General features: G+C 33.8%; 14 protein-coding genes. 7 read left to right on the top strand and 7 right to left on the bottom strand.

The window, feature by feature from the left end; all coding sequences use genetic code 11:
• Positions 1-10 precede the first annotated feature (10 nt).
• Positions 11-412 carry an Hsp20/alpha crystallin family protein gene (locus DTUR_RS08060; RefSeq protein ID WP_012583908.1) on the bottom strand — a complete coding sequence of 134 codons (402 nt, stop codon included), beginning with the start codon at positions 410-412 and terminating at the stop codon, positions 11-13.
• 150 nt (positions 413-562) lie between these two features.
• Here DTUR_RS08060 and DTUR_RS08055 point away from each other — a divergent pair, with 150 nt between their 5' ends.
• Positions 563-1,783, top strand: a complete 1,221-nt coding sequence (locus tag DTUR_RS08055) for a hypothetical protein (RefSeq protein ID WP_012583907.1) — start codon at positions 563-565, stop codon at positions 1,781-1,783.
• Between the two features lie 43 nt (positions 1,784-1,826).
• On the opposite strand, the gene DTUR_RS08050 is transcribed toward DTUR_RS08055, so the two are convergent.
• From DTUR_RS08050 to DTUR_RS08025, 6 genes are all read right to left on the bottom strand, one after another.
• A complete protein-coding gene (locus DTUR_RS08050; RefSeq protein WP_012583906.1) occupies positions 1,827-2,144 on the bottom strand; it encodes an ArsR/SmtB family transcription factor in 318 nt (105 codons plus the stop codon).
• Between the two features lie 116 nt (positions 2,145-2,260).
• Positions 2,261-3,388 carry a GNAT family N-acetyltransferase gene (locus DTUR_RS08045; protein ID WP_012583905.1) on the bottom strand — a complete coding sequence of 376 codons (1,128 nt, stop codon included), beginning with the start codon at positions 3,386-3,388 and terminating at the stop codon, positions 2,261-2,263.
• 80 nt (positions 3,389-3,468) lie between these two features.
• Positions 3,469-4,191 (bottom strand): 16S rRNA (guanine(527)-N(7))-methyltransferase RsmG, encoded by a 723-nt coding sequence (gene rsmG / locus DTUR_RS08040; RefSeq protein ID WP_012583904.1) that lies wholly within the window; start codon positions 4,189-4,191, stop codon positions 3,469-3,471.
• A gap of 9 nt (positions 4,192-4,200) precedes the next feature.
• A complete protein-coding gene (locus tag DTUR_RS08035; protein ID WP_012583903.1) occupies positions 4,201-5,436 on the bottom strand; it encodes a SufB/SufD family protein in 1,236 nt (411 codons plus the stop codon).
• Positions 5,417-6,169, bottom strand: coding sequence for a Fe-S cluster assembly ATPase SufC (sufC, locus tag DTUR_RS08030; protein ID WP_012583902.1), 753 nt, complete (start codon positions 6,167-6,169; stop codon positions 5,417-5,419). Before sufC ends, DTUR_RS08035 begins: the two co-directional genes overlap by 20 nt.
• Positions 6,166-6,600 (bottom strand): RrF2 family transcriptional regulator, encoded by a 435-nt coding sequence (locus tag DTUR_RS08025; protein ID WP_012583901.1) that lies wholly within the window; start codon positions 6,598-6,600, stop codon positions 6,166-6,168. The genes sufC and DTUR_RS08025 overlap by 4 nt, the downstream gene beginning before the upstream one ends.
• Before the next feature lie 147 nt (positions 6,601-6,747).
• Between DTUR_RS08025 and dnaN the strand changes: the two genes are divergently transcribed.
• From dnaN to DTUR_RS07995, 6 genes are read left to right on the top strand one after another with little or no spacing between them, the layout of a single operon-like run.
• The gene (dnaN, locus tag DTUR_RS08020; protein ID WP_012583900.1) at positions 6,748-7,851 is read left to right on the top strand and encodes a DNA polymerase III subunit beta; all 1,104 of its coding nucleotides are present in this window, start codon (positions 6,748-6,750) and stop codon (positions 7,849-7,851) included.
• Positions 7,848-8,063: a S4 domain-containing protein YaaA gene (gene yaaA / locus DTUR_RS08015; RefSeq protein ID WP_012583899.1), complete on the top strand. Its 216-nt coding sequence runs from the start codon at positions 7,848-7,850 to the stop codon at positions 8,061-8,063. The genes dnaN and yaaA overlap by 4 nt, the downstream gene beginning before the upstream one ends.
• Positions 8,064-9,143 carry a DNA replication/repair protein RecF gene (gene recF / locus DTUR_RS08010; protein WP_012583898.1) on the top strand — a complete coding sequence of 360 codons (1,080 nt, stop codon included), beginning with the start codon at positions 8,064-8,066 and terminating at the stop codon, positions 9,141-9,143.
• Positions 9,136-9,618, top strand: a complete 483-nt coding sequence (locus DTUR_RS08005) for a DciA family protein (RefSeq protein ID WP_012583897.1) — start codon at positions 9,136-9,138, stop codon at positions 9,616-9,618. The genes recF and DTUR_RS08005 overlap by 8 nt, the downstream gene beginning before the upstream one ends.
• Positions 9,596-11,503, top strand: coding sequence for a DNA topoisomerase (ATP-hydrolyzing) subunit B (gyrB, locus tag DTUR_RS08000; protein WP_012583896.1), 1,908 nt, complete (start codon positions 9,596-9,598; stop codon positions 11,501-11,503). Before DTUR_RS08005 ends, gyrB begins: the two co-directional genes overlap by 23 nt.
• 3 nt (positions 11,504-11,506) lie before the next feature.
• Positions 11,507-13,570, top strand: coding sequence for a hypothetical protein (locus DTUR_RS07995; protein ID WP_012583895.1), 2,064 nt, complete (start codon positions 11,507-11,509; stop codon positions 13,568-13,570).
• Positions 13,571-13,815 lie beyond the last annotated feature (245 nt).

Here is a 13,815-nt window from a genome sequence, read left to right as displayed (position 1 = left end):
CCTCCTTTCTTTACTTTTTGGGGAGAATAATCTCCAGAAAACCATCTTTATACACCGCCTCTGCCTTTTCAGCATCCACATCTGTGGGTAGTGGTATTATCCTCTCAAAGGGACCAAAGTTTATCTCCATTTGGTAGTATATTGCAGGGTCTGATACATAGTGTTCTTGTCTTGTACCTCTTAATATTAGTTTTCCTTCATGGAAGGTTAAATCTATATCTTCTTTTCTCACCCCTGCAATTTCTACAAGTACTACAATTTTATCGTCCGTTTCATATACATCTACTCTGGGAACCCATGCTCCCCATTGCATTGAAAACCTCGACCCTTCCCTATAAAAACAATCTACTATTCTAAATATTTGACCTCCAAATGGATCATTTCCTTGCATGTATATTCTTCTCCTCTCCATATTCTTCCTCCAAGGTGTAACAATTATGTTATATTCTTTTTAGGTTCATTATATCATAAAAAGTGAGCTACATCACTTTTTTATTTCAGCTGTAAGAGGTATAATGAAAGCGTGGAAAAAAGAAATTTGAAATTGTGAGGTGAGAGGCTTATGAAAAAAAGATTTCTTCCCCTATTGATCTTGGCGATTTTCTTGATGAGCATATCCTATGCTGCAACTACTACTTTTAGCTATAAAGATCTTTTGTATGATCCAAGGGCAATGGGTATGGCTGGTGCTATGACAGCTCTTGCAGATTCTCCAACCTCTGCTATTTACAATCCAGCACTAATGGGGGAATACTCAAGATTAGCTTTTAAATTTGGTTTTGGAATTGCCCCCCTTGATGAGCAAAATTTTAACAATCTTAACACTTTTGTAGAGTATTTACAACTTCTCCAGAATGATAGTGAACCTCCTGATGGAAAACTTTCTTTTAATTTGTCCTCAGCTGGATACTTACATCTTGGTATAAGTAAGCTTGGCTTAACTTTGTTTGGAGATGGAGATGTAGATGCTTACTACTATAAGTATACTGCAAGTGATTCTTCTGCGGATTTGCAATTAGAAGGGCAAGTATCCCTTGATGCAAATGTAAAAGCTAACGGTGCTCTTACTGTTGCAATTCCTGCTATTGACCTTTTGGGATTAAAAGTAAATTTTGGTGCTAATGTTAGGGCAGTGAATGAGTATTATGTGGATACTTCTATAAGTACAAAGGTAACCCAAACTGGAGTGACGGAGGCTACTTTAACTGGAGGACCAAATGAGAATGATTATTATGAAAGAAAATTTGATTTAATAGAACAAAGATATGTGTCTTTTGATCTTGGAACCTACGTAAGATTTTCACCTTTTGTGGCAGCAGGAATAGTAGTAAAGGATGTTTATGCTATACCATTAGAAGGCAAGGAAACTTTTGGATATGAAAAAGGATATTATTATTTGGATTCGGGAACTGGTAATCCTACATACTCCACAGTTACTCCTTATTCTGAAACTCCTACTCCTATAGATGTAGTTTTACCAGACATGTCTTTAAAGGCAGGTGTATTTGTAAAGGTTCCAGTGCTTGGCACCAGGGTTTCTGTGGATGCCGATCTTGATAAGACCTTTACTCCTCTTTCCTATAGGTTTGGTATAGAACAACCTCTATTCTTTGTATTAACAGCAAGGGGCGGAGCAGTACTTGATACTAATTTCCAACCTCAACTTTACACCCTTGGTTTAGGATTAAATGTTCTTCTTATTCAAGCTGACGCAGCAATTGCAATAGATCCTCAAGTTATGGCTCCTGTTGCAGGATCGATTTCAGGTTCTATAAGATTCTAAGGTAAAAATTTTTAGGGGGGATTTTGATCCCCCCTTTATTTTTTTAACTCTTTGTAGCTTTGAACCTAATTTTTCTTACTAACTCTAATAGTTCTAAGACGGAATCATCGGCTAAGGAATAGTAGACAAATTGTCCTACGCGTCTTTTCTTGAGAAGTCCTAAATTATAAAGATCTTTTAAGTTTTGAGATGTATTTGCAAAGGATGCATTAATTATTTTTGCTATTTCTCCTGCACTTTTCTCACCGTCGGAAAGAGCACAAAGAATGTGGATTCTTACATAACTTGAGAGTGACTTAAAGATATCTGATAAGGCCTCACACTCTTCCATTGAGAGTTTCTTTTTATTCTCCATACTCATAGGTCCTATTACTCCCTTTCTTTTTGTTTTTTTATTTAATTAATATAAGTTCTATATAAGTATACGAGAAGAAGGAATAAAGTCAAGAAAAATTTTGTTTTAACACCCCCTTTCCTCTATACTATTTCTTTTTTAAATATTACAAATTTTTTATAAAGTACTCCACCTACTCCTTCAGCCTCACGACACATCTTTGTATTGTTTATATTTATAGTGGACCCTTCTGCAAACACGTATCCCTTTTCTCTGGCATATCTTAATAGTTCAATAAATAATGCTGCAGGAACACCTTTAGATTGGAATTCAGGGATCACAAAGAGTAAAAATACCCTTGCTTTGTTTATTTTGTTTTTATACCATAAAAACTTCAGCCATCCTAAGGGAAACAATCTTCCATTTAATCTTTTAAGTACTTGATTATAGTCTGGCATTGCCACTGCGAAACCAACTGGACTTTCTCCCGAAAAAGCCAGTTGTACAAATTCAGCAGGTATAAATTTAACTAAGTCTTTTGCTAAAGTGAGCATTTCCTCTTCTGTAGGGGGAATAAGATAATCATATTCAAGGGGTATAAGGGATCTTTCTAATATTTTCTGCAATATTCTTGCCTCGTCTGGGATTTTGGAGTAATCTGCCTTTCTGGTGTAGAAATTATATCTTTTCTTTGCATACTCAATTACTCTTATGGATTCATCAAGAGGAAGTCTTTTTAAGTCGTATTTAAAGGCAACAAAGGTATGTTCCGGCTCAAATCCATATTCTTTAAAAAAGTCAACATAATAAGGAGGATTATAGGTGGTATATATAACAGGTGGATCTTCAAAATTTTCTACTAACATTCCTCTATAATCATCTCCATTGGTAGGAGAAACAGGTCCTACCATTTTTGTCATGTTTCTCTCTTTGAGCCAATTTTGAGCTGTATCTAAAAGAGAGAAAGCTACTTCTTTACTGTTTATACTTTCAAAAAGGGTAATATAGCCTTCAGTTTTATTTCTTAGTCTATTCATTTTTTCATCTATCCCTACTGCTATTCTTCCTACTACTTTTCCATTTTCATAAGCATTGAAAAGGGCATAGGGTCCGCTTTGAAAAAGTAAACTCCCAGATCCATTTATTATTCTTTTCATCTCTGAGATTAAAGGGGGAACCCAGTGGGGGTCATTTTTATAAAGCTCAAAAGGAAGCATTATGAAGTCTTTTTTTTCTTTTTCTGTTTTTACTTCTCTTATCTCTCTTGTCATAAAATACTTTTCCTCCTTCAGATAAGAAATTCTTAACTTAAATATTTTAGTTAATTAATTCATCAATATCAATAAAGATTCTACATAATAAGGGGTCTTTTTTCAGGAATGCCTGGTCTTCGAGGGTATTTTTCTGGGGTATTGTTTTTCTTCCTTATTTTGAGAAAAATTCTTGTGATATTATCAAAATTTACCTCAAGTTTTTCTTCAATTTCTCCCCCTAATATTTCAATAGTCCTTTTTGTATTTTCCCATTCTGTAATATTGTTTGGTGTTGCTTGTCCTAGGAATATCCCACCAATCTTTACAAAGGGTATAGCATATTCTAAAACTATATGGGGCTTGGCAACTCCTCTTGCAAGGGCTAAATCAAAATTTTCTCTGTATTTAGGATTTTTCCCTAGGTTTTCAGCTCTATCCCAAATAATTTCTACATTAGAGAGTTTTAGTATTTTTGTTATCTCTTCTAAGAATAAGACTTTTTTCTTTTGAGATTCTAAAAGGGTTAGCTTGTATTTCTCATTATAGATTTTTAGTGGTATACCAGGAAATCCTGCTCCTGTTCCAATATCTATTATTTTTTCTATATTTTCATCTTTTATAGGGATAATACAAGCAAGGGAATCAACAAAATGTTTTAAAATAATTTCCTCTTCCCCTTCAAGAGAAGTAAGATTTATTTTCCTATTCCATTCCTTTAAGGCTTTGTAATATAAATAGAATTTCTCCTCTTGAAGGGGATCAAGTTTTAGATTCAACTCGTTAACTTTTTCTTTAAGAATCTCTTTAAAGCTTTCTTCCATTTATTCATATTATAGCCCAGCTTTCTCTAATTGTGCTACTGTATTGCTGATTTGTTCCTTTGCAACCTTAGGAAGACCAGGTATTTCAAGATTTAAGAAACCACGTGTTATGGTGGACATTGCTTCATCTTTGTCAAAACCACGAGTGGTTAAATATTCTATCTCTTCTTCATTTATTGGACCTATAGCTGCTTCGTGAGAGAGTTCGCTTTCTGGATGTTGGGCATCAAGAATGGGTATTGCAACTATTTTAGCATTTTTATTTAAGATTATACCTCTGCAGTCTAAGAAACCTTTTGAGCCTTTTGCTTTTCCTATGAGTTCACTTCTACTATATACCTGTGATGAATCATCGGCGATTATCCTTGAGACTATTTCTCCTTTTGAATTTTCACCTTCAAATACTATTCTTCCACCAAGATCAATATAAGAATCTTTTCTACCATATATGATGCTGTAGAGTCTTGCTATAGCATTCTCCTTTACATATATTATGGGATAGCTTTGAATGGATTTTACCGGTTTTAAGCTTATGTAATTATTAATAAACAATCCACCTTCTTCCACAAGCACTACGGTTCTTGGTCTTACATGAAATTCTTCTGACCAGTTGTGAATCATAGTAAAATAGAGCTTACCACCCTTTTTAACAAAGAACTCTGATATCCCTATGTGGATTCCAGGCTGATTTTTTAAGTGAGTTAGACATCCTGTAGTTACAAAAACTTCAGCGTTTTCTTCTACTATTATTATATTGTGTACATTTTGACTTATATTTCCTTCTTTTATGTATAAGCAGGATTGTACAGGATATTCAACTTTCTGATTAGCGAATACCCTTATAAAGTAACCTCCAGTAGGAAGAATTTCAGCCCATGCTGTATATTTATCAGTATCTGGTGAAACGAGTCTTCCGTAATAGTTTTCTAACCAGTCATATTTTTCAAGGGCTTCTTGGATAGACATTATCTCTAATTTACCTTTATAGGTTTCTTTCAATTTTTCATAGACCACACTATGGTTTATTTGGAAATAAGTTCCTGCTCTTTCTTCCTCAGATGGGGTTATTCCAGAATAAAGAATATTCTCTTTTATTTCGTCGGGAAGATCATCTAAATCCTCAACCTGAACATCCCTTATAGTCCTCATGTAAGGTTCTAAATCTATATCTGGGCCCAATAATGCTGGTTTATTTTTCGCTTTTAGAGCTCTTTCTCTTAACTCTTTAAGATAAGTTTTGAGCATATGCTAACCTCCTTACATACTCATATCCTCTTTCTTCAATCTGATGTATTATTTCAATACCGTCTTTATAAATATATTTTCCATCTAAAAGCACAACCACAGAATCAGTATTTACATAATCAAGAATCTTCAGATTATGGGTAACAATTAACAGATTACTTTCTTTGGAGATCTTTCTTAAGTTTTCGCCAATAAGTTTTAGAGAATCTATATCTACACCCGAATCTGGCTCGTCAAGCATAGCGAGCTTTGGTTTTGCCAATAGGAGTTGAAGAATTTCACTTTTCTTTCTTTCTCCTCCTGAAAACCCATAATTAATTTCTCTTTCAAGGAAACTTTCATCAAGGTCTAATTCTCTTAAATATGTATATACCTCATCGGGTAAACTTTTTTTAGGATCAATATTTAAGATTTTCTTTAAAATATCTTTTAATCTTACACCTCTTACAGCTGGTGGTAATTGATATGCAAGAAATATTCCTTTTTTAAACCTTTGATCTGGAGATAATTCAGTAATATCCTCATTATAGAACCATATTTTTCCTGACACTTTATATTTGGAAAGTCCCATAATTGCTCCTAAGAGAGTAGATTTTCCTGTTCCATTGGGCCCAAGGAGTACATGTACTCCCTCATTTAGAGAGAGATTTATGTTTTCAAGAATTACCTCGTCTTTGACTTTGACTTTTAAATTTTCCAATCTTAACATCTCTTTCTTCAATACTTCTTTCATAATGTTAAAATTTCCTCCTTTCTAATTGTTCCATTAATAAGGTCTTCTAAGGTTAAACTCCCCAAAAGATCTATGATTTTCTTTTCGATAAATATCCAAATATTTTTTGAATAACAGCTTCTTTCTTTATTACATTTGTTATCTATATGGATACAATCAATAATCTGAATAGGTCCCTCTAAGGCTTCGAAAATCTCTTTTAAAGTTATTTCATGGGGTGGTTTAGTTAAAGTATAGCCTCCCGTTATGCCTTTATAGCTTTCCACAAGATTTGCTCTTCTTAGTTCTGACATAAGCTGAGCAAGAAATTCTCTTGATATGTTTTCTTCCTGTGATATCTGAGAAAGGGTCAACTTTTCATGGGGATAATTTTTCCCCAAGAAGATCATGGCTCTTAAGCCATACTCTAATTTTGCGGATACTCTAAACATCCTGCCTCCTAAAAGTTTAGTTTTTTACTCAACATTTACATTTTAAGTCGGAATTTTGAGTTTGTCAATAGTGAAACTTTTTATTTTTTCCATGTCAGGGTATAATTGAGAAGTGTAAATTAAATTCCAAAGAAGGAGGAGGAAATAATGAAGTTTATCACTCAGCAAGAAGATTTATATAAGTCATTGCAGTTTGTTAAGAGCGCTGTTGCTACAAAAACCACTATACCTATTCTAACTTATGTCTATATGAAGGCTGAGAATGATACTTTATATCTTCAAGGGAATAATTTAGAAATTGGACTTGCTTTAAGTATGCCTGTTATTGTTGAAGAGCCAGGAGAAGTTTGTCTTCCGGCAAGTCTATTTATAGATGTTATTGGAAAACTTCCTGAAGTAACTTTAGAGATCCATGTGAATGAGAGAAATAGAGCAGTAATCCATGCTGGATACTCGGATATAGAGATTCAAGGGGAAAGTACAGAAGAGTTTCCAAAAGTGGAAATTGGTAATATAGGTGAATATCACGCAAGTTTTGATAGAATTCTGTTCGCAAAAGCTATAAAGCAGACTATTTTTGCTGCAGCCGAAGATGAAATAAAACAAGTACTTACTGGGGTTCTTTTTGAAGGAAAAGAAGGAAAATTAAATATGGTAGCAGTGGATGGGCATAGGCTTGCTCTTAAGACCTTGGAAATAGAAAAAGATTTTGCTCCTATAATTGTTCCTTCTAAGAGCTTAAAGGAGTGGCAAAAAATAATTACAAAAGCTATGGATGATAGGGTAAATATGGCTGCTTTAGATAACCAAGTAGTATTTAATTGTGGAGAGATTTATTTTATATCAAGGCTTCTTCAGGGACAGTTTCCAGCTTATGATAAGATAATACCAACGGATTTTACAGCCTCTTTTAAAGCTAACAGGAAAGACTTTCTGGATGTTTTAGGAAGAATGGAGGTCTTTGCCGAAATAGATCAAACAAATACGGTAAAAATTAGTCTTTCTTCAGAGGAGGTTGTAATTTCTACTTTGCCATCGGAAAGAGGTTTTGCTAAGGAAGTATTGCCTGCTGAGGTTGAAATAGATGGTAATTTAGAGATAGGTTTCAATGTGGAATACCTTATGGATCCTTTGGACAATGCTGACTGGGATGAAGTAGTCATGAGATTTACTTCTGATCTTGGACCTGCTTTGATCACATCTCCTGAAGATGAGAATTATACATATATCTTAATGCCTGTAAGATTATGAAGGAAGTAAAAATCTATACAGAGTATATTACATTAGGACAATTTTTGAAATGGTGTAGAATTGTGGAAACAGGAGGGCAAGCTAAAAATCTTATTTTAGCGGGAAAGGTAAAAGTTAATGGAGAAATAGAACTTCATAGAAGTAGAAAGTTAAAACATGGAGATGTGGTAGAGATTGATGGAGAAAAATATGTTGTGATGGTGGGAGAGTAATTGCGTCTTATAGATTTAAAGGTCATAAATTTTAGGAATTTGAAAAATTTAAGTTTAAATTTTTTCGACGTGAATATATTTTATGGGGAAAATGCTCAAGGAAAAACTAATATCCTTGAGGGTATATATTTTCTTTTTTCTGGAAAATCCTTTAGAACTAAAAATGAAAAGGAAATTATAAGGTGGGGAGAAGAAAGTTTTTATCTTAAAGGAAATGTGGATTGGCAAAGCCAAAATCTTATACTGGAGACAGCCCTCTCAGGGGAGGAAAAAAGAATAAAGATTAATCAAAAAAATTTGAAAAGATATAGAGATATGGTCTTCCTTTTTCCCATAATACTTTTTTCTCAAGAAGAGATAGAAAATTTTAAAAAGGGTCCGTCTCAGAGAAGGTATTTACTAAATAGGTTTATCTCTACCTTATCTTATAAATATCACAAAGCTCTTTCAGAATATTATAAGGCTTTATATCAAAGAAACTTAACTCTTAAAAATGAGAGAGATGTTAGCCTTTGGAATTCCACACTAATTAGATTAGGGGGATATATTCTTTTTGAGAGAAGGAATGTGATGGAAGAGATAAAGCGTAAGGTTAAAGAAGTTTCTAATAATCTCCTTGGTAGAGATTTCCTTGAAGTAGAGTATCTTTCTTCAGTGCCTTTAGGAGATTCAGAAGAAGAGATGCTAAAAAATTTTGAGACAATGTTAAAAGAGAAAGAATGGGAAGAAAAAAGGAAAAAATATACTTTAGTAGGTCCCCACAGAGATGATGTAATTTTAAGGGTTATAAGAGACAATGTTAAATATGATTTGAGAAAATTTGGTTCTGCTGGAGAAAAGAAGTTAGGATATATAATTTGGAAATTGGCTCAAGTTGAGATTCTTTCTGAAAATAGAAAAGAAAAGCCTATTCTTCTTATTGATGACCTTTTTGGGGATTTGGATGAGGATAAGCAAAGAAAAGTATGGGAGGGAATAAAGAATTTTCAGATATTCTTAACTACTCCTATTAGAATAGAGTTTCTTAAAGATTTTCCTCATTTTTTAGTAAAAAATGGTGAGGTTATTTTAAATGCCTGATTCTTTATATTCAAAGCTTTGGGAAGTTTTTATAAAGTTAAACCTTGAGAAGAAACTTTGTGAGTATCTTGCTATGGATAAGTGGGAAGAGGTAGTAGGAGAGACTCTTTCTCAACATACGAAACCTGCTTATGTTAGGGAGGGGGTTTTGTATGTGTATGTGGACAGCAGTGTATGGGTACAGGAGCTTTCTCTTTTCAAAGATAAGCTTATAGAAAAATTAAACAGCAGTATGATTATTCCTCACGTAATTAAAGACATTGTATTTATAGATAAAGGAAGGGCTTTTAAAAAGTTCAAAAAGAAGGAAATAAAAAGGGAGATTAAGCTTTCTTTGCAGGAGGAGCAAAGAATTGCTAAAATAGTTGAGGATATAAAAGATGAAGAATTAAGAGAAATATTGAGAAATTATTATAGAAGTATAGCTTTAATTCGAAAGGGAGGTATTAAGAATGGCGGTAACAAAGAAAGATAAATACACAGCAGACAGTATTCAGATATTGGAAGGAACAGAAGCTGTTAGAAGAAGACCTGGCATGTATATAGGAGATACAGGGATAAGAGGATTACACCACCTCATCTTTGAATTAGTAGATAATAGTATCGACGAGGTTATGGCAGGATATTGTAATTATATACTAGTGGAACTCAAGAAAGATGGGTCAGTAGTAGTCGCAGATAATGGGAGAGGAATTCCTGTGGATATACATCCTCAAGCCAAAAAACCAGCTCTTGAGGTTGTTCTTACTACTCTTCATGCAGGAGGAAAATTTTCTAACTCCATATATAAAATAAGTGGTGGACTTCATGGAGTTGGACTTTCAGTGGTTAATGCCTTGTCATCAAAACTTGAAGTTGAGGTTATGAGGGATGGAAAAATTTTTTATCAGGGCTATGAGAAAGGAAAACCAGTAATGCCTCTTACGGTTAGAGGGGAAACAGATGAAACTGGTACAAAGATAAGGTTTTATCCTGATTCGGAGATTTTTGAAACTACAAAATTTGATTATGATATTGTGGCAAATAGATTAAGGGAGCTTGCTTTTTTAAATCCCAATGTAACCATTGAGCTGAGAGATGAACGAACTGGAAAATCTAACGTTTTCAAGTATGAGGGGGGACTTCTTGAATTTATTGAGTATCTCTCCAAAGGTAAAGAGATTCTTCATGAACCTATTTATATGAGAAGGGAAGAAGAAAATTTAATTGTAGAAATTGTAATGCAATATAACTCAGGATATGATGAGCTAATTTTATCCTATGCAAATAATATTCATACTATTGAGGGTGGAACCCATGTTACAGGTTTTAGAACTGCCCTGACAAGAGTGGTTAATAACTTTGCAAGAAATTGGGGTTTATGGAAAGAAAACGAAAGTCTTTCAGGGGATGATGTACGTGAGGGGCTTACCGCTATAGTTAGCGTAAAAGTTCCCGACCCTCAATTTGAAGGACAAACCAAAACAAAACTTGGAAATACAGAAGTAAGGAAATTTGTAGAAAAGGTTGTGGAGGAAGAACTAACAGAGTATTTTTCTGAGAATCCCGAGGTAGGAAAACTTATAATAAGTAAGATTATTGAGGCTTATAGGGCAAGACAAGCAGCAAGAAAGGCAAGAGAGCTTGTAAGAAGAAAGAGTCTCTTAGAATCAAGCTTGCTTCCAGGAAAGCTTGCGGATTGTTCTGAAAGAGATCCAGAAAAATGTGAGCTTTTTATTGTTGAGGGAGAGTCTGCAGGCGGTTCTGCAAAGCAGGCAAGAGACAGGAGATACCAGGCTATTTTGCCTTTAAGGGGTAAAATATTAAATGTAGAGAAGGCTCAACATCTCACTAAAATACTTTCAAGCGAGGAAATTAAGGCAATAATTGCATCCTTAGGAACAGGAATAGGTCAGGATTTTGATTTATCAAAGTTAAGATATCATAAAATCATAATTATGACCGATGCTGATGTGGATGGAGCTCATATAAGAACTCTACTTTTGACCTTCTTTTATAGACATTTTAGACCTCTTATTGAAGGTGGCTATATTTATATAGCTCAACCACCGCTGTATCTCCTAAAAAAGGGTAAAGAAGAAAGATATGCTTATTCTGAGGAGGAAAAAGAGGAGATTCTTAGGGAGTGGGGGTACCCAGATAATGTTTATATACAACGATATAAAGGACTTGGAGAAATGGATCCAGAGCAACTTAGAGAAACCACTATGGATCCCCAAAAGAGAATTTTACTTCAGGTTACTATAGAAGATGCCTTAGAGGCGGAGAGATTATTTTCTATTTTAATGGGAAATAATGTAGAGGAAAGAAGAAGTTTTATAGAGCAAAAAGCGAAATTTGTGAGAAATTTAGATATTTAGCTTATGATATCTTGTGGTAAAGTAATTCGTGAAGACGAGAATTTTTATACCTTAAAGTATAAATGTGATGATTTAATTTCTACATTAAAAAGGGAAAATATAGATGAGGTATATAAAGGAGACCAAAATCTACTCTGGGACGCAATTCTCACGGATTTGGTCCTTTATTTCAAATTAAAGGAATTTCCTTTTAAGCCTTTTTTACATGATGAAAAACTTGGCACTAGTGATCATCGTCTTACCTCCTTTTATGATGATGGCAATAGGTATGTAATAACTGAAGATTACGCAGGAAAGCTTACAGGGGCAGTTTATATAAATCAGGATATAACTTATGGACTTTTTTATGGTGTTCCCATAGAGCCTTCTGAGTATAAGGATTTAAATTTTAAACTTACATGGATTGCGAATTCATGGAAAGATTATAAAGAAAGCTTGGAAAAAGATAAGGATTTTGTTAAGGCATTAGAGGATTTAGGTTTTTCCTGGGATTACGATAATTATTCAAGGATAAGCGGAACTGGCTTTGTTGCCAATAAGGAGCCTTTGAAGAGGTATTTTTTGAGAAATCCAAAAGCAGAGATTTATTATCTTTTTTCCAAATCCTTAGGGTGGTATGGGGTTGTGCCTAAGTATTCTGAAGAGATAAGTCTTTCCAGCATATATATAAATGAAGAATTGAAAAGACATATGGAGAAATTATTCATAACTGGAGTTAGAGGAATTTTGAGACAGATAAAAGATAGGGAGAAAAGAAAAGAAGTAATTGAGAGGGCTAAGAAAATAAAAACATATGCCATTAAAATATTAAAAGAAGAAGTTACCATAGCGGATTTTCAGATAAAAATGGCAAGTTTCATTATAAAAGATCTTTTTGATGGCGTTAATATATCCTTTAATAAGACTTCAGAAATGCTCAAGATCAAGAATTTTTGTGATTATGAGAATAAGGATTTTTACTACTTTTTTGATCTACTCTTAAAAAATACAGAAGCTTTTGCAAGGGCGTATAATACAGCATTAAACAAAGCAAAATTACCTCTAAAAAGATTTCATATAAAAAACAACGTCTTTCAACCCCCATATTTTTTGGAGGTTTTCATAAATCAACATGGAAGAAATATTTTGACTAGATGTAATATAGAAATTAGGAATATGGATCATGAAGCTTCTATTAAACTATTTTCTCCTCATTGCTCTTCAGAGACTATTACAAATACAAAAAACATCCAAAGTGCAAGAGAATTTTTGGCTTCTCTTATATTATCCAAAAAATTTCCCAATGGTTTTGCTCTTATTGGAAAAGCAGGGCCTTTTATGGCTGAGATGAGGAGGGTACCAAGGGTTCTTGCTGTGCCCGAGGAAGGTTCTAAATATGCTCCTATGGTGGATTATTTCTTGGGAGAGCTAAAGAAGGAGATTAAAGTGGTGCCTGAGAGTCATCTTTTAAGGGTGAGTTTAAACTTGCTTGATAATTTAAAACTTCTTGGGGATTTTGTATTTAGATTACCTAAATTTTTAAGGCTATATTTTGAGAAGACAGAAATTACCCCAGAAGAGTTTTCTCAAGTTTGGAGAAGAAAAGTTGAAGAGATAGAGAAGATAATTGAGATCATAAAGGGGCTTGAAGCAGGAGAGTATTTTCGTCTTGCAAAGGTAATTCTTTGGGAAAAAGGGTTTATAGAGCTTTCAGAAAGGGATTATAAGTTGCTTAATAAATTGAGAAATAAGGGATACAATGGAGAGTTTAAGAATTTATACTTTCCCGAGAGTTTTCTGAAGGTTTTAAAAGATTTAGTTGAAAGGCGCAGAAAGATAATAGATGAGATAAAATCTAAAAAGGAGGAGGCTCCCAGCTATCTTTTTGAGGAGAGAAAGCTTTTGGAATATAAGCTTCTATTTCTTTTTGCCGTTCTTTTAAGGAGCCTCCTTCAGTTTGAAAAATCTCTTAAATATTTAAATTATCGACCTTATACAATTATTTTATATTTACTTTCACCAAATTTCATAAAAGAATTGATAAAAAACTCCGAAGTATATATGGAGAAAGTAGTTTTTAAGATTTAGCAACGAACTGAGGACAACTATTCTCAGCTTTTACAGGGAGTCCGAAGCAAGTACCACGAGAAGGGTCACTAGGGTTGGGCTGAAAGAATTTGCAATTTTTACATTTTCTTTCTTCCGTCATAATGGACACACCCCCTTTAGCTTCATTTCTCTTTGACAATAATATTTTACCACTTTAAATTTACTCTTGAAAAATTTTGTTTTGTATAATAAATAGTTAAGTTAAATTTAGTTGAAAGGAGCAT

The sequence above is a fragment of the Dictyoglomus turgidum DSM 6724 genome, from assembly GCF_000021645.1.
GTDB lineage: Bacteria > Dictyoglomota > Dictyoglomia > Dictyoglomales > Dictyoglomaceae > Dictyoglomus > Dictyoglomus turgidum.
This window is presented reverse-complemented; position numbering and strand designations above follow the sequence as displayed.